Source organism: Flavobacterium sp. FG139 (assembly GCF_057809695.1).
In genome coordinates, this window is the sequence record NZ_JBMDKL010000007.1 from 154,379 (window position 1) to 170,390 (window position 16,012).

At 33.5% G+C, this 16,012-nt stretch carries 16 protein-coding genes; 8 read left to right on the top strand and 8 right to left on the bottom strand.

Annotation, left to right across the window (positions count from 1 at the left end; translation table 11 throughout):
* The first annotated feature begins 86 nt into the window (after positions 1-86).
* Positions 87-1,139: a 2Fe-2S iron-sulfur cluster-binding protein gene (locus ACODSI_RS07880; protein WP_488916290.1), complete on the top strand. Its 1,053-nt coding sequence runs from the start codon at positions 87-89 to the stop codon at positions 1,137-1,139.
* A 43-nt stretch (positions 1,140-1,182) separates the two neighbouring features.
* On the opposite strand, the gene ACODSI_RS07885 is transcribed toward ACODSI_RS07880, so the two are convergent.
* Both ACODSI_RS07885 and ACODSI_RS07890 read right to left on the bottom strand, forming a co-directional pair.
* Positions 1,183-2,181 (bottom strand): glycosyltransferase family 9 protein, encoded by a 999-nt coding sequence (locus ACODSI_RS07885; RefSeq protein WP_488916334.1) that lies wholly within the window; start codon positions 2,179-2,181, stop codon positions 1,183-1,185.
* A gap of 58 nt (positions 2,182-2,239) precedes the next feature.
* A complete protein-coding gene (locus ACODSI_RS07890; protein WP_488916291.1) occupies positions 2,240-2,845 on the bottom strand; it encodes a DUF4254 domain-containing protein in 606 nt (201 codons plus the stop codon).
* A 122-nt stretch (positions 2,846-2,967) separates the two neighbouring features.
* On the opposite strand from ACODSI_RS07890, the gene upp reads away from it, so the two are divergent.
* The gene (gene upp / locus ACODSI_RS07895; protein ID WP_488916292.1) at positions 2,968-3,621 is read left to right on the top strand and encodes a uracil phosphoribosyltransferase; all 654 of its coding nucleotides are present in this window, start codon (positions 2,968-2,970) and stop codon (positions 3,619-3,621) included.
* Here the strand turns inward: upp and ACODSI_RS07900 are convergent.
* Complete coding sequence (locus ACODSI_RS07900) at positions 3,616-4,533, bottom strand: DUF6427 family protein (protein WP_488916293.1); 918 nt, start codon at positions 4,531-4,533, stop codon at positions 3,616-3,618. The two genes, upp and ACODSI_RS07900, sit on opposite strands and share 6 nt — an antisense overlap.
* Before the next feature lie 48 nt (positions 4,534-4,581).
* On the opposite strand from ACODSI_RS07900, the gene ACODSI_RS07905 reads away from it, so the two are divergent.
* A complete protein-coding gene (locus ACODSI_RS07905; RefSeq protein ID WP_488916294.1) occupies positions 4,582-4,812 on the top strand; it encodes a DUF6341 family protein in 231 nt (76 codons plus the stop codon).
* On the opposite strand, the gene purD is transcribed toward ACODSI_RS07905, so the two are convergent.
* Positions 4,804-6,078: a phosphoribosylamine--glycine ligase gene (gene purD / locus ACODSI_RS07910; RefSeq protein ID WP_488916295.1), complete on the bottom strand. Its 1,275-nt coding sequence runs from the start codon at positions 6,076-6,078 to the stop codon at positions 4,804-4,806. The two genes, ACODSI_RS07905 and purD, sit on opposite strands and share 9 nt — an antisense overlap.
* A 110-nt stretch (positions 6,079-6,188) precedes the next feature.
* On the opposite strand from purD, the gene ACODSI_RS07915 reads away from it, so the two are divergent.
* The 4 genes from ACODSI_RS07915 to ACODSI_RS07930 are packed head-to-tail and all read left to right on the top strand — an operon-like array spanning position 6,189 to position 10,377.
* Positions 6,189-7,514 carry a phenylacetate--CoA ligase family protein gene (locus tag ACODSI_RS07915; protein ID WP_488916296.1) on the top strand — a complete coding sequence of 442 codons (1,326 nt, stop codon included), beginning with the start codon at positions 6,189-6,191 and terminating at the stop codon, positions 7,512-7,514.
* A 4-nt stretch (positions 7,515-7,518) separates the two neighbouring features.
* Positions 7,519-8,046, top strand: a complete 528-nt coding sequence (locus ACODSI_RS07920; protein ID WP_488916297.1) for an ORF6N domain-containing protein — start codon at positions 7,519-7,521, stop codon at positions 8,044-8,046.
* A gap of 1 nt (position 8,047) precedes the next feature.
* Complete coding sequence (gene wecB, locus ACODSI_RS07925; RefSeq protein ID WP_488916298.1) at positions 8,048-9,145, top strand: non-hydrolyzing UDP-N-acetylglucosamine 2-epimerase; 1,098 nt, start codon at positions 8,048-8,050, stop codon at positions 9,143-9,145.
* Between the two features lie 17 nt (positions 9,146-9,162).
* Positions 9,163-10,377 (top strand): glycosyltransferase family 4 protein, encoded by a 1,215-nt coding sequence (locus ACODSI_RS07930; protein WP_488916299.1) that lies wholly within the window; start codon positions 9,163-9,165, stop codon positions 10,375-10,377.
* On the opposite strand, the gene ACODSI_RS07935 is transcribed toward ACODSI_RS07930, so the two are convergent.
* Genes ACODSI_RS07935 through ACODSI_RS07950 form a run of 4 tightly spaced genes read right to left on the bottom strand, consistent with a single transcriptional unit; the run spans position 10,374 to position 15,080 of the window.
* The gene (locus tag ACODSI_RS07935) at positions 10,374-11,726 is read right to left on the bottom strand and encodes an undecaprenyl-phosphate glucose phosphotransferase (protein ID WP_488916300.1); all 1,353 of its coding nucleotides are present in this window, start codon (positions 11,724-11,726) and stop codon (positions 10,374-10,376) included. The genes ACODSI_RS07930 and ACODSI_RS07935 overlap by 4 nt on opposite strands.
* Positions 11,727-12,710, bottom strand: a complete 984-nt coding sequence (locus ACODSI_RS07940) for a UDP-glucuronic acid decarboxylase family protein (RefSeq protein ID WP_488916301.1) — start codon at positions 12,708-12,710, stop codon at positions 11,727-11,729.
* Positions 12,707-14,032, bottom strand: a complete 1,326-nt coding sequence (locus tag ACODSI_RS07945; protein ID WP_488916302.1) for an O-antigen ligase family protein — start codon at positions 14,030-14,032, stop codon at positions 12,707-12,709. Before ACODSI_RS07945 ends, ACODSI_RS07940 begins: the two co-directional genes overlap by 4 nt.
* Positions 13,983-15,080, bottom strand: a complete 1,098-nt coding sequence (locus tag ACODSI_RS07950; RefSeq protein WP_488916303.1) for a DUF1972 domain-containing protein — start codon at positions 15,078-15,080, stop codon at positions 13,983-13,985. Before ACODSI_RS07950 ends, ACODSI_RS07945 begins: the two co-directional genes overlap by 50 nt.
* A 155-nt stretch (positions 15,081-15,235) precedes the next feature.
* On the opposite strand from ACODSI_RS07950, the gene ACODSI_RS07955 reads away from it, so the two are divergent.
* Positions 15,236-16,012 carry a 2OG-Fe(II) oxygenase gene (locus ACODSI_RS07955; RefSeq protein ID WP_488916304.1) on the top strand — a complete coding sequence of 259 codons (777 nt, stop codon included), beginning with the start codon at positions 15,236-15,238 and terminating at the stop codon, positions 16,010-16,012.

Sequence of the window (16,012 nt, forward strand, 5' to 3'; positions counted from 1 at the left end):
TTTAGTAATTAGTTTATTATTCTATGTAAATGTTACAAATAATTTGAAAATGATGTCTATTTCTTACCTTTGTAAAAAAATAGTTCATGTCATCTTTTTATAAATTACACATCAAAGAAGTAAAGCGCGAAACACCAAGCGCTATTTCTGTTGCTTTTACAATTCCAACCGAATTACAATCGGCCTATAAATTCATTGCGGGTCAATATATTAATTTAAAATTGACCCTTGACGGAAAAGAAATTCGTCGTGCTTATTCTATTTGTTCGTCTCCCAATAGTAACGAATTACGCATTGCCATTAAGTCGGTTAAAAACGGACATTTTTCCAAATTTGCCAATGAAAACTTGAAGCCTAGTGACATTTTGGAGGTAGGTCAACCCGAAGGAAAATTCACGTTTGAACCCAACGCTGAACGACAAAAAAACTATGCTGCTTTTGTGGCTGGTAGTGGTATTACACCAGTAATGGCTATCCTGCAATCGGTTTTGGAAAGCGAGCCTAACAGTTCTTTTGTATTGGTATACGGAAACAAAACTCCCGAAGAAACCATCTTTCACAATCAACTACACGAACTGCAATTAAAGTATGTAGGTCGCTTATTTGTACATTATGTATACAGCCAAACCAAAGTGGAAAACGAACTTTTTGGTAGAATTGACAAATCCAACATCAATTTTGTATTGAATAACAAACACAAAGAAAAAGAATTCGATAAGTTCTATTTATGTGGTCCAGAAGAAATGATTAATCTTGCCACTACCGTTTTAAAAGAACATAATGTTGCTGATAAAAATATCAAATTTGAATTGTTTACAACGTCATCTGCCGAAAATACAGAAGCTAGTTCGCATGAGGGCCACACTAAAATTACTGTTTTAGTGGACGATGAAGAAACTGCTTTTGAAATGAGTCAGAAACAAACGCTTTTGGAAGCCGCTTTAAAACAAGGCATTGACGCACCTTATTCCTGTCAAGGTGGTATTTGCAGCAGTTGTTTAGCTCGAATTTCTAAAGGAACAGCCGAAATGAAAAAGAATTCAATTCTAACCGATAAAGAAGTAGTTTCTGGTTTGATTTTAACCTGTCAAGCGCATCCAACGTCGAGCGAAATCTTTGTTGATTTTGACGATGTATAAATAAAAAAATAGTGTTTCGAAAAACTAAGAATTCCAATTTTGTTTAGGCAAGATTGGAATTTATTTTTTGAATAATATCGTCAACAGAAATGGTGCGCATAGCCTCTTCATATCCGACCACTTGTTTATTTCCATACACCGATGTTGGCAAAAAAGGAAACTGATTTCTATCGGAAACCAAACCGTTTTCAAGCGGCTGATTAAACGGATAAAAACCTGCAAAAGGATGTGTTGCGCCCCAAAGTGTAATTACTTTTATACCTAACATTGCTGCAATATGGGCATTTCCAGAATCCATAGAAAGCATGACATCTAAATTGGAAATAAGTTGTAATTCTTCTTGAAGTTCTAATTTTCCGGCTACGACGACTACATTTTGTTTTGTTGAAGCAAATAAATTTAAGGTTTCAATTTCTTTACTTCCACCACCAAAAAGAAAGATTTTAGTAATTGAATTCGAAGCCAGTTCATCGATCACTTGTTGCATCAAATCTAAAGGATAGACCTTGCTTTCATATTGTGCAAAAGGTGCAACTCCAATCCATTTCTCATTTTGTTTTTCGCCCGAAATTGTCGTTATTTTTGAAGATAAAACACCTTTTTTGGGAAACACGGGTTGTGCTAAATCGACCAAAAAACCCAATTGATTGAAGGTTTCGACATGGCGCTGAACCATGGGTTTTAATGGCAAAATAGTTTTGTTTTCCAGTCGAGTTAGTGCTTTTTTGTCGGCCCTACCTTTGTCTGTAAAAGCTACTTTTTTTCCGCTCAAGGCAAATAATACCCTGACAACTTTAGAACGCAAAACATTGTGCAAATCGGCAACCGCATCTACATTGTGTTTTTTTAAATCTTCACACAATCGGAACAATCCAAAAATACCTTTATGCCTGTGCTTTAAATCCACTTCGAAAAAAGTAAGATTGGGAATTCCATCAAAAAAAGGTTTGAAAAAAGGACGCGAAACAAAAGTGATTTTTACTTCAGGATTTTGATTAACAAAAGCCCTAATAACAGGAACCGTCATGGCAACGTCGCCCATGGCAGACAGTCGGATGACGGCTATATGTTGGATTTTTTTCGACAAAATTTGCCTGAAATTATTTCTTGTTTTGATACAAAACTGGATTCAAATCATCGTCGTTGTACATTTTCATTTGTTTGTACACTTTCATAAATTTATCTCCGTTTTCAATATCGGTCAACAAATCATCAATTGCGGTTGACAAATCGGTTCTTTGCTCTAAAAGAACGTTCAATTTTTCTTGACATTTATCTCTATGTTCTTGTGAAGCTTCTGCACGAGTGGCTTCTTCGTTCATGTGATAAATTTTCAAAGCCAAAATGGAAAGTCTATCAATCGTCCAAGCCGGAGATTCTGAGTTGATTTTAGCAGTTGGTTTTACCACAACATCAGCGTATTTTTGAAGAAAATAACTGTCAATATATTCTACCATATCGGTACGTTCTTGATTGGAAGCGTCGATCTTTCTTTTCAAAGTAAGCGCAGCCACAGGGTCAATATTTGGATCACGAATAATATCCTCATAATGCCATTGCACGGTATCAATCCAGTTTTTAAAATACAATAAATGTTCGATTTTATCCTTTGGATAGGGATTGTTAATGGGCTGATCTACATTGTCATAAACGTGATAATCCTTGATACTTTGTTCAAATATAGAGTAGGCAAATTTTGAAAACATAATGATTAATTTTATTTGCAAAGATAGTTTTTATACTTTTGAAAATAGTTTAGTAGCCTAAAAAAGTTTAAAAGCGCTAACTTGTAATTCTTTTTCTGAAAATTCTTAATCCAAATTCGAAAATGCAAATTCATTATATTTCTGAAAACAATAGTATTCTTAACCATTTTTTGGCTCAAATTCGCGATGTAACGATTCAAAAAGACAGCATGCGTTTTAGAAAAAACATTGAACGAATTGGCGAAATTATGGCGTATGAACTGAGTAAAACATTAGAATATAAAGCTATTGATGTTCAAACACCGCTCGGAATCAAGCACACTACAACCATTGCCGATAATGTGGTTTTGTGCTCTATCCTTCGTGCTGGATTGGCTTTACATACAGGATTTATGAACATTTTTGACAATGCTGAAAACGGATTTGTATCGGCTTACCGTCACCATCCCAATAACGACGATGCGTTTGAAATTTTGGTTGAATACCAAGCGGCACCATCCTTTGAAAATAAAAATTTGATCTTAATTGACCCGATGTTGGCAACAGGTCAATCGATTGTGGCCGTTTTAAACAAATTGCATTTGGAACAAAAACCGAAAGAAATTCACATTGCCGTAGTAATTGCAGCTCCGGAAGGAATTGCTTATTTGCAAGAAAATCTTCCCAACAATTGTCATTTATGGGTAGCGGCATTGGACGAAAAATTAAACGAAAAAAACTACATCATTCCGGGTCTTGGTGACGCAGGAGACTTGGCTTACGGAAGCAAATTATAATTGCGAAAAAAAACAAAAAAATGCACAAGCAATTGAGAAAAATAATATGATCTCTTGCTGCAATTTATTCTGTAAATATTCTACAGTATTGGTTGCCATTATAGCCAAGGGTAGAAATGTAAAAACCAAAATATCATTACTTTTATTGACTGAAATTACAAAAATTACGATTCCAATTAAAGCGGTAAAAATTACTTTTTTATAAGACGCTTGAAGATTTAATGGTTTGCTCGTAAGAGAAAAAATAGACGGAAAAATAAAAAACACCACGAAAACAGCATAAATAGAAAAAGCAATGTTTTGGTACTTGTTGGTGAAATAATCTAGTTGTAAATTCATCATTTCAGATTGTAAATAAGTACTTACAGCAGCATTGTCTACAACCAAATCATACAATACAAAAATCACAGCAGTAGCAAAAAAAGCAATAAACGGAATCAACCAATTTCGATAATCTCTAGAAACATGAAAGATGATGGAAATGTAGACAACGATTATAAATAGAATGCACCAAAAATGAAACAAACTGGCTACAAATATCCAAAGTGCAGCATCAAATATTTTTTCCTTTGGTGCTTTCAAGGTCTGTAACGACACCAATCTCCTTAGAGACAGCAAAATGAAAAAGTTAGCTAAAAGCAGTTTAGTATTGTTCAGAATATTCGGAAAAAACAATAAAAAAAGAAAGAAAAACAAAATAGTGTACGAACTATTTTTAGTCAATCCGTTCTTTTTTACAATAAAATTGGAAAGAAATAACGACGCAATTAAAAGCACTAATAGTCCGACTTTTTGCAACATTCCACCAGCAGAAGTGGTATGAAATTGATACAAAAAAAAGAACACCACCATCAATATTCCCATTAAAGAATAATTAATTGGTGTAGATTTTTTAAAAATGCTTGTAATCATAAGGATATTTTATACTTTTGTGGATGTAAATATAATACTTGTTTAAAGATGAGAGCATTTTTCGAAGGAATACAAACACTTTTTGTTGATTTTTTATTTAAACCATTCGATTGGTTACGTGCATTAGAACTAAGTAATTGGTGGTTAGCTAATATTGTTAGCTGGACGTTAATGTCAATTTGTGCATATTATATTGTGTACTGGTGTAAACAGTTAACAATTCATCAAAAAAATAACGAAGAAAACCAAGATACTACGGCACATTCGTTCTTAAAGTAAGTCGAAACCGATATCTTTTCTAAAATACATCTTATCAAAATGTAGCTTGTCTATGTTTTGGTAAGATTTTTTTATGGCTTCTTGAAAGCTATCGCCAAATGATGTAATGGCTATAACTCGACCACCATTGGTAACTACTTTTCCGTTTTCTGCCTTAGTTCCGGCATGAAAAACAATCGAATCTTCTATCGTTTCTAAACCCGAAATTTCAAATCCTTTATCATAATCTTCTGGATAACCGCCCGAAACTACCATAATTGTTGTGGCACTTCGTTTGTCAATTTCTAAGGAAACTTCATTTAATTTTTGATGAGCAACTGCTTGAAAAAGTGCTACTAAATCACTTTTCAATCTCGGAATAACGACTTCCGTTTCAGGATCACCCATTCTTACATTGTATTCAATAACTATTGGTTCGCCTTTTACGTTTATTAATCCAATGAAAACGAAACCTTTATATTCAATTCCGTCGTGTTGCAACCCAGCAATGGTTGGTTTTACAATTCGAGTTTCAATTTTTTCTAACAAAACAGCGTCTGCAAAAGGCACTGGAGAAACCGCGCCCATTCCGCCTGTATTTAAACCCGTATCACCTTCACCAATACGTTTATAATCTTTGGCTGTTGGTAGAATTTTGTAATTTTTTCCGTCGGTTAATACAAAACAACTTAGTTCAATTCCATCCAAAAATTCTTCAATTACCACTTTTGCACTTGCGGTTCCAAATTTTTCGTGAACCAACATATTTCGCAATTCGGTTTTGGCTTCGTCTAAATCTTGAATGATTAAAACACCTTTTCCTGCAGCCAATCCATCTGCTTTCAATACAAAAGGTGGTTGTAAAGTTTCCAAAAACTTACACCCTTTTTCAACGGTTTCTTTTGTAAAACTATCGTAAGCTGCCGTCGGAATTTTGTGTTTGATAAGAAATTCTTTGGCAAATTCTTTACTTCCTTCCAATTGCGCGCCAACTTTTGACGGACCAATTACGGGAATGTGATTGATTTGTGAATCGTTTTTGAAAAAATCATAAATTCCATGAACCAATGGATCTTCTGGCCCAACCACAACCATATCAACTTTTTCTTGAAGTGAAAATACTTTTATGGCTTCAAAATCTAAAATATTTAGAGAAACATTGATTGCAATTTGGGATGTTCCAGCGTTTCCAGGAGCTACAAAAAGTTTAGAGCATTTGTCTGATTGTAACATTTTCCATGCTAATGCGTGTTCGCGTCCGCCTGAACCAAGTAGTAAAATTGTCATTGTGTGTGTAGTTATGTTGTCCTGCAAAAATAGTTTCTTTTCAAAAGAATTTAAAGCTAATCAACAGAAAAGTTTTTGTTTTTAGTATTTTTGAACAAAATAGATTTCTTGTGTTCCACCTTTTCGATTTAACGCTCAAGCTAAATGGTTTTCCGATGAAGGAAGCGATTGCTGAATTTGAAAAAATTCAATCGGTTTCTGATTCCGATTATGAAAACCATAGCATTTTAAAACGAAAAGAACTTGTTGAATATCATTTAAAAAACAATAAATCATATCAAGAATTTGTTGGGAAATCTGATTTCAATCCCGAAGTTTTGGGATGGAATGAACTTCCAATTATGACCAAAAAAGATTTTCAAAAACCTTTACAAGAACGCCTTTCTAAGGGATATACTTTAAAAAATGTTTATGTCAATAAAACGTCTGGTTCCAGTGGTGATCCCTTTGTTTTTGCGAAAGATAAGTTTTCGCATGCCCTAACTTGGACCAATATTATCAACCGATTTGGTTGGTTTGGAATTGATTTTAATTCGTCGTTGCAAGCACGTTTTTACGGAATTCCATTGGATTTTATCGGCAATACCAAAGAACGATTAAAAGATTTTTTAAAGAACAGTTATCGTTTTCCTATTTTCGATTTGTCGGATGCTGTTTTAGAAACTGTTTTAGTAAAATTTCAAAATAAAAAATTTGATTACATCAACGGATACACTTCTTCCATCGTCTTATTTGCAAAATTTCTTCAAAAGAAAAATATTGTCTTAACCTCGGTTTGTCCAACTTTAAAATGTTGTGTTGTTACTTCGGAAATGTTATTTGAAGAAGATAAACTTTTGATGGAAAAACAATTTGGCGTTGCGGTGATTAATGAATATGGCGCTTCAGAGTTGGATTTAATTGCATTTCAAAATCCACAAGGTGAATGGCAAGTCAATTCGGAAACGCTTTTTGTAGAAATTTTAGACGAAGAAAATAATGTGTTGCCTAATGGAAAAGAAGGGCGAATTGTTATTACGTCATTTTACAATAAAGCACATCCATTTATTCGGTATGATATTGGGGATGTTGGGGTTTTGGATGAAAAAAGCACGTTTAAAAAACCCATTCTTAAAAAGTTAATCGGAAGAACCAACGATATTGCTATCCTTCCAAGTGGAAAAAAATCACCCGGATTAACCTTTTACTACGTGACCAAAAGCATTATTGAAGACGATGGAAATGTAAAAGAATTTGTGGTAAAACAAACTAAAATTGATACTTTTGATATTGAATATGTAAGCCAAAATAAATTAACTGAAAACCAAATTCTAAATATTGAGAAAGCGATTGCAACGTATTTAGAAAGCGGATTAACCTTCACTTTTACTCGAAAAGAAAAATTGGAACGAAGTAAAAGTGGGAAGTTGAAGCAGTTTGTATCGTTAATAAAATAAATATATGAGCCAAAATTTAATGATTTCAGAAGAAACGATTTCAGATAAAATTTACTTTATCCGAAATCAAAAAGTTATGTTAGACAGAGATTTAGCTGTGCTTTATGGTATTGAAACCAAAAGATTAAAAGAACAAGTAAAACGTAATCTTTCTAGATTTCCTGAAGATTTTATGTTTGAATTAACAAAAGATGAATTTGCAAATTGGAGGTCGCAATTTGCGACCTCCAATTCTGATAAAATAGGTTTGCGTTATGCACCAATGGCATTTACAGAACATGGAGTTCTTATGTTGTCAAGTGTTTTGAATAGTGATAAAGCCATTCAAACTAATATTCAAATCATGAGAATTTTTACAAAAGTGCGACAAATGCTTTTAGATACAACTGAAATTCGATTGGATATTGCTCAAATTCAGAAGAAACTTGAAAATCACGACAAAAACATCGAACTGGTTTTTAGTTATTTAGACGAATTAACAGAAAAAGAAGAAAATAAAAAACCAAGAGCCAAAATTGGTTACAAGAAATAATATGAAAATCACCCTAATTGCCGGCGCAAGACCTAATTTTATTAAAATCGCACCCATAATCAAGGCGATTGAAAAGCAACAATCTAAAGGTTCAAATATCTCTTTTAGACTAGTACATACAGGTCAACATTACGATAAAAACCTCAGCGATACTTTTTTTGAAGAATTGAATATTCCGCATCCTGATGTGAATTTGGAAGTGAAAAGCGGTTCACAAGCCGAACAAACTGCTGCTATTATGGTAGCTTTTGAAAAAGAATTGCTTCAAAATCCATGTGATTTGGTTTTGGTGGTTGGCGATGTCAATTCGACCATGGCTTGCGCGATTGTTGCCAAAAAACTCAATATTAAAGTAACGCATGTAGAAGCCGGAATTCGTTCGGGCGATATGACTATGCCCGAAGAAATTAACCGAATTGTTACCGATAGCATTACCGATTATTTCTTCACTACGTCAACTTGGGCTGGTGAGAATTTATTGAAGTACGGTGCCAATGCTGATACCATTCATTTTGTTGGAAATGTGATGATTGATACATTATATCAAAATTTAGATCGCATTGTAGCCCCAACTTTTTGGACTGAATATGGTTTAGAAACTAGAAATTATATCATATTGACTTTGCATCGCCCATCTAACGTTGATGAAGAACAATCGTTGATTGATTTGTTAAAAGGCATCGATCAAATGGTTGGTGATAAAAAAATCATCTTTCCTATCCATCCGAGAACCAAAGCGATTTTAGGAGAAAATAATTTGAAGTTGAAAAACATCCTTTTTTTAGAACCACAAGGCTATTTGAATTTTATGTATTTGATTAAAAATAGTTTTGCTGTGATTACTGATTCTGGTGGTATTTCAGAAGAAACTACCGTGTTGGGAATTCCGTGTTTTACCATGCGAACTACTACGGAACGCCCAGAAACTATTGAAATAGGCACTAATCATTTGGTAGGAACTTCAATTGAAAATTTGAAAAAAGTTTTTGGAGATTTTCTTGAAAATGGCCCCAAAAAAGCTGGAATTCCTGAACTTTGGGATGGAAAAGCATCGGAACGAATTATATCTATTTTGCTGACACAAGAAATAAGAAAATAAACACAAATTTAGATACAGTGTCAGAAACTGAAACAAGCTTAACGCAAATGGATGACATCTTAATCATATCCAATTATTATCCGCCAGAAAAAGGCGCTGCTGCCAATAGAATTGAGCAGTTGGCGTTGAAATTACATCAAAACAACTACAAAGTTTCGGTGGTTTGTCCGTTGGGAAATTATCCTAAAGGCGAACTATTTCCTGAGTACAAAGGAAAGTTTTCAGTTACTGAAAATCGTGACAATATTACTGTGAAACGTCTTTGGATTTATCCCAGTGTTAGCAAAAACATTTTGGTTAGAATTCTTTCGGTATTGTCGTTTTCGATGAGTTTGTTTTTTTATTTATTATTTAAAAAAACGCCTCATAAAGTGGTGGTTCAATCGCCGCCATTGTTGCTTTCTTTTATATCGGTTTTGGTACTTTCGTTGAAAAAGAAAAAAATAATATTAAATGTTTCCGACTTGTGGCCGTTAGCAGCAATCGAATTGAAAGCCCTGAAAGAAAACTCTCTATCACATAAATTTTCATTATTTTTAGAACGATACCTTTACAAAAAAGCAACTTTGATATTAGGACAATCGAATGAAATTATCACTCATGTCAAATCTATATTTCCAAATAAAGATTGTCACCTGTATCGTAATTTTCCAGATCATGACGCTGTAAAAATGGATTTGAATACGGAAGAAAATCAACCGATAAAAATATTCTATGCTGGTCTTTTAGGGATTGCTCAAGGCGTGTTGGAATTGTGTCAAAAAATAGATTTAAAAGAAATCAATGTTGAATTACACATCTTTGGCGATGGTGCCGAAAAGAACGAATTGGAAGCCCTAATTTCTTCTCAAAAAGAACCAAAAATATTCTTCCACGGCATGATGGAACGCAAGGCATTGCATGAAACATTAAAAACATTTGACATTGCTATTGTGCCTTTAAAAGTGCGCATTTATGGTTCGGTTCCTTCGAAGATTTTTGAATACGGTTCTTTAGGATTTCCAATAGTGTATTTTGGTGGTGGTGAAGGCGAAAACATCGTGGAAGAAAACCGTTTGGGTTGGGTGGCTTCGGTTGAAAATTATGACGATTTGAATGAAAAACTAAAACAAATTTCGAGTCTACATAAATCGGAATTGAATAGTATGAAACAGCGCATTTTCAACCAAACACAACAAGCCTTCAATTTAGACCATCAAATGAAAGAATTGATTGCGAAAAAAGTGTTTTAGTAGGCTTTTTCTTCGCCTTTAACCGCATTAATAACCGTTAAAAAAACTATTTTTAAGTCCAACATTAGCGACCAATTTTCAAGGTAAAAAATATCGTATTTTACTCGGTTGATGATGTCTTTTTCGGTTTCTACTTCACCTCTATAACCGTTGGTTTGTGCTAATCCTGTAATTCCAGGTTTGATAAAATGACGCACCATAAATTTATCAACACGCTTGGCATACATTTCGGTGTGACTAACCATGTGTGGTCTCGGACCAACCACCGACATGTCGCCTAAAAAAACATTAAAAAATTGCGGCAATTCATCGATACTTGTTTTTCTAATGAAGCGACCACTTCTCGTTATACGAGGATCGTTTTTGGAAACTTGCTCCAAATCGGCAATTTCATTTAGAGTCATCGATCTAAATTTATAACAATCAAATTCGTGATAATTTAAACCATTTCGTCTTTGCTTGAAAAAAACTGGGCCTTTGGATTCTAATTTGATAATAACCGCTAAAATCGGAATCAACCAAGATAATACTCCAATGATAATCAACGATGAAAAAACAAGGTCAAAAGTTCTTTTGATTACTTTACTTGCCGTTTCATCTAATGGAATGTTTCGTAAAGAAACGATTGGAATATAACCGTAATAATCCAATTTTAAATTTCTGGCAGTTGCTTCTTTTTCATCGGGAAGAAACTTTAAGGTTTTCAAATTATTGTCGGTAAAATCAATGAAATTATTAACGTCGGTATTGGATAAATCGGACAAAGCACAATATACTTCGTCTATTTTATTTTGGATTACAAAATCGAAACACTCTTGAATTTCTTGCTTTTTACTGGTTTTTAAATCAAAAGTCTTTACCAATTTATAGCCATAATTGGGATTATCATTAAAGAAATTAACCAATTCTTTGGTGCTTTTTTCTTCTCCGACAATGACAACTCGTCTAAAATTTCCACCAAATACCACTCGTATCTTTCTCAGAAAATAGTAGATGAATAATTTCTCAGCAGCTACTAATGCTAAAGCTAAAGAAACAAAACGCAATATTAATGAAGGCTCTGAAAACTTTAAAAAATAACCAATATAGGCAAAGTTAACAATGATAAAAATGATGTATTGCTTTACAATTTTCTCAATAATATCAATAACTTTTGTAAAACGATAGACTTCATAAAACCTAACATTCCATGAAATTACTACCCAAGACAACGATACAAAAAGATGGTAATAAAATCCGTTGAGGGAATTTATTAACATAAAGTACGCTAGAAAATTAATGATAATTAAATCCAGCAAGTACGAAAAAGGCCTTATGTATACGGAAAATCTTCCTGTGTGTCTTTGCACTTAAAAAATGTATTTTGAAAAATCTTTGTGTTCTTCTTTTAACAATTCTTCTGTTGATAAAGATTTGAAATACTCATACGTAATTTTCATCCCTTCTTCTCGGGATACTTTTGGCTCCCAGCCCAAGATGGTTCTTGCTTTAGTAATATCGGGTTGACGCTGCAACGGATCGTTTATGGGTAACGGATGGTATACTACTTTTTGAGTGGTATTGGTTAGTTTGATAATTTCTTCAGCAAAATCTTTGATGGTAATTTCATCTGGATTTCCAATATTTACTGGGTAAACATAATCCGAATGTAACAATCTAAAAATGCCATCCACTTGATCGTCAACATAGCAAAAAGAACGCGTTTGCATTCCGTCTCCAAAAATAGTTAAGTCTTCACCACGAAGCGCTTGACCAATAAAAGCTGGAATAACACGTCCGTCATTCAGTCGCATTCTTGGTCCGTAGGTATTGAAAATTCTAACAATTCTAGTTTCTACACCATGAAAAGTGTGATACGCCATGGTTATCGACTCTTGAAAACGTTTGGCTTCATCATAAACACCTCTTGGACCAATGGTGTTTACATTACCATAGTATTCTTCAGTTTGTGGATGCACTAACGGATCGCCATAAATTTCGGAAGTGGATGCAATGAGAATCCTTGCTTTTTTCACTCGCGCCAATCCCAAAAGATTGTGCGTTCCTAACGAACCAACTTTTAAAGTTTGAATCGGAATTTTTAGATAGTCTATTGGACTTGCTGGCGAAGCAAAATGTAAAATGTAATCTAATTTACCTGGAACATGAACAAATTTAGTAATGTCGTGATGGTAAAACTCAAAATTTTCGAGTTTAAATAAATGTTCTATATTTTTTAAATCTCCTGTGATAAGGTTGTCCATTCCTATAACGAAATATCCTTCTTTAATAAATTTATCACAAAGGTGTGAACCCAGAAAACCAGCTGCTCCGGTAATTAAAATTCTCTTCATATTTCGTCTAACTTATTGTCTTCTGCTGGCTTCACAAGATTGAACATGCAATAAATTGTGATGAAAAAAACGATTCCTCGTTGCCTGCAAAAAAACGATTCAGACAAAAATAGGATTATCATTGTGATTGCAAAAGCAATATGAAGAAAATCTTTCTCGCGCCATGCTTTTTTTAAGTTAAAATGAAGCATTCCAAGTAAAATTAGAAACGCCATCAGGCCTAATTCGGAAAAAGTTTGAATGTATTGGTTGTGAAAATTAAATTCGCCATAACCATCATACAGGTTATATTGCAAGGCTTTCTTTTCAATTTGATCTTGTGATGCTTCCAATCCAAAACCCGTAAATAATATATTTTGTTCTTGAAGCATTTCTTTAAAAATACGAACCTGATACACGCGTAAAGCCGTTCCTGGAAAGAAATTGTTCTTTTCAAACTTCTTGTTGTTCCAAGCCTGTTTGAGACTTACGTTATATACTTTGGCATTTTCATTTCCTATTTTATTATTAACGGTATTGTCTACAAATGCTGTTTCGTATTCTAATAAAAATCGCTGTTTTACTTCTTTTACAAAAAATAAAGAACCTAAAACAAAGGCGCCAACGGTAACAATGGTTGTAGTTTTAACTCCTTTTGGAATCGGTGCAAAAAACGAATAGTAACAGATAATTAAAATAAAATCAATGGTAATGATACTTTTGGATGACAATAAAAACACCAATATTGATAAGATAAATAAGGCTATTTTATCGAGTAGGTTTTTAGTTGGTAAGGAAATAAAATAAAAAACAGCAAACGAAGCAAATACTGAAACGTAAATGGCATTGATGTCTTTAGTAACTAGTTCGTGATAGAAAAAAACCGATATGTCGCCCGAATTAGCATATCGAACAGCCGCATTAACAAAATAATACAAGGCAAACAAGACCATTCCGAAGCTGTATACTCGGAACGATTTATAGATATCTGTTCGGCTCAATTTGGGAATACACGCAAAAGCAAGTGGAATGAAAACAAAAGGTAATTCTTTTTGTAAACCCGACAATGAAAGTTTTAAATCTCTAGTCCAAAGTAAGGATAGCACCATTATCGCATAAAATGCTAATGGTAAAATTAAAAATTTATTGATCGTAAAGTGCTCTTTTTTAATGTGGAAAAGTGCGGTTACTACAAAAAGAATGATGGACAGACTGACAAATATATTTTTGAGCGGAATAGAGATTAAAACGGCTGCTAAGAGATAAATGAATACCGAAGGATTTCTAAAAAAATCAATTGTTTTCGGAAATGCAGTCTTCAAAAAGTTGTAAATATTTGCCATTTATTGTATTCCAATTGTACTCGTTCGCAATAGCATCGAAGTTATTTTGAATCAATCGCAAGTTATCATTTTTTTTGATTTCTGTGATAATTTTTTTCACTTCTTCTGCATTCGAAAAATAATAGGCATTTTCTTTTAAAATCGCACCATTAAACTCGTTGTTATGAGCAATAATAAGCGCTTTAGACGCCATGGCTTCTAGCAATGATGGGTTGGTACCACCTACTGAATGTCCGTGAAAATAGAGGTTAGAATAATAGCGTAAGTTATCTAAATGTTCCAAATTATAAATAGCACCCATAAAACGAATGTGTGCACTGCTTTTGAATTTGTCTTTTAAGTAATTTCCAAATTTGGTGTTGTGGTTTCCAATGACCAACGTTGTGGTGGTATCGTTACTTAAAACTACACCATCTAAAATGGTTTCAATGTTGTTTTCGGGTTCTAATCGCGCCAAAATCATATTGAAATTATATTGTTCAAGCTTGTATTCTGCTAGCAACGCTTCATTGGGATGGGTAAATTGATGCGCTCCATAGGCAATATAAGTAGAGTTTTTGTTGTATTTCTTTTGAATATAATTCTGAATTCCAATAGAATCGGACACCAAGTAATCGCTACTTTTAACGGCTAATTTCTCGGCATACAAAAGCACTTTTTGAACCGCTTTAGAATATTTGGTTCGTTTCCATTCTAAACCATCCATATTGGTGATGATGATGGATTTTTTAGGTAAGAGTTTGCACCAAATAGAACTACTGGTATACCCTAATTGCAGGATGATATCAAAGTTGCGTTTTCTTGCATCTAAAATACAGTTTAAATCATAGATGAATTGCCCTGCGGTTCCTATTTTGCATTCGGGATCGAATTGATGCAAGATGTTTACTCCTTTGAACGTAGTTTCTTGATAGGGATGATCGTGGGAATTGTAGACGTAAACCTCATGTCCTTTCTCGGCAAGATATACCGAAAAAAATTCTGCAAATTGCTCAAAGCCACCGTAAAAATTGGGTACACCGCGCGTTCCTAGAATGGCTATTTTCATGCAATTAAAATCTTTTGGTTTGCAAAAGTACACGTAATATTACTCTTTTTTATTATGAATTGGTAAATTTTTACATTTTTATGCAATTGTTTTATGACTTTAATCAGTTTTTAATTAAACTTTTATTTCTACTTTTGTTTTTAAATTCTATTCATATGATTAAGTTTGATTTTTTAGAGCAAAACCTAGATAATTTACGTCTTAAATACTTAACAGCTCAGCCTTTTCCTCATTTAATTATAGATGATTTTTGTGAAGAAGAAAAGCTTTTAAAAGCTTATAATTCTATTCCTGAATTAGAGAACAAGAGCCGTGATTATGCTTTTGCGAATAATAAATTTGAAAAGTCGAACTATAAAGTTTTGTGTCCAGAACTGGATGAATTGTATCATGATTTATCGTCTGATAGGTTCAATAAAATTTTGACTCATATTACTGCTAAAGAGATTTTTGTAGATCCTAAAAATCATGGTGGTGGATTGCATCAAGGAAAGAAAAATAGTTTTTTGGATATGCACTTGGATTTCAATTACCATCCCATTAACAAAAACTGGTACCGAGAATTAAATTTGCTTTTGTATTTGAACAAAGATTGGAAAGAAGAATACAAAGGTCAATTGAAGATAAAAGATTTACGAACTGATAAAGAAGCTTCTTTAGACGTTCCATTTAACAGAATGATCATTCAACAATGTGCTCCGTATACTTTACACGGTTATGACATGACTAATTTTCCGGAAGGGAAATACAGAACTTCAATTGCGACTTATGCCTATCAAGTGCATAACAGGCATTTAGAAACTCCAAGAACTACGGATTGGTTTCCAAAAGACGATGCTTCGTTTTTTAAGAAACAGTTGGCGAAGAACTTTAATTTTTTGGTGCAAACTAAAAATAAATTTTTTGGTAGCGGAACGGCTAAGAATCAGTAG

Bases quoted from the DNA above. Each gene is read 5' to 3' on its own strand.
- ACODSI_RS07920 (WP_488916297.1), top strand. From the start codon at position 7,519: ATGAGCCAAAATTTAATGATTTCAGAAGAAACGATTTCAGATAAAATT.
- ACODSI_RS07890 (WP_488916291.1), bottom strand. From the start codon at position 2,845: ATGTTTTCAAAATTTGCCTACTCTATATTTGAACAAAGTATCAAGGAT.
- ACODSI_RS07885 (WP_488916334.1), bottom strand. From the start codon at position 2,181: ATGGGCGACGTTGCCATGACGGTTCCTGTTATTAGGGCTTTTGTTAAT.
- ACODSI_RS07950 (WP_488916303.1), bottom strand. From the start codon at position 15,080: ATGAAAATAGCCATTCTAGGAACGCGCGGTGTACCCAATTTTTACGGT.
- purD (WP_488916295.1), bottom strand. From the start codon at position 6,078: ATGACAATTTTACTACTTGGTTCAGGCGGACGCGAACACGCATTAGCA.
- ACODSI_RS07905 (WP_488916294.1), top strand. From the start codon at position 4,582: ATGAGAGCATTTTTCGAAGGAATACAAACACTTTTTGTTGATTTTTTA.
- ACODSI_RS07955 (WP_488916304.1), top strand. From the start codon at position 15,236: ATGATTAAGTTTGATTTTTTAGAGCAAAACCTAGATAATTTACGTCTT.
- wecB (WP_488916298.1), top strand. From the start codon at position 8,048: ATGAAAATCACCCTAATTGCCGGCGCAAGACCTAATTTTATTAAAATC.
- ACODSI_RS07945 (WP_488916302.1), bottom strand. From the start codon at position 14,032: ATGGCAAATATTTACAACTTTTTGAAGACTGCATTTCCGAAAACAATT.
- ACODSI_RS07900 (WP_488916293.1), bottom strand. From the start codon at position 4,533: ATGATTACAAGCATTTTTAAAAAATCTACACCAATTAATTATTCTTTA.
- ACODSI_RS07940 (WP_488916301.1), bottom strand. From the start codon at position 12,710: ATGAAGAGAATTTTAATTACCGGAGCAGCTGGTTTTCTGGGTTCACAC.
- ACODSI_RS07880 (WP_488916290.1), top strand. From the start codon at position 87: ATGTCATCTTTTTATAAATTACACATCAAAGAAGTAAAGCGCGAAACA.
- upp (WP_488916292.1), top strand. From the start codon at position 2,968: ATGCAAATTCATTATATTTCTGAAAACAATAGTATTCTTAACCATTTT.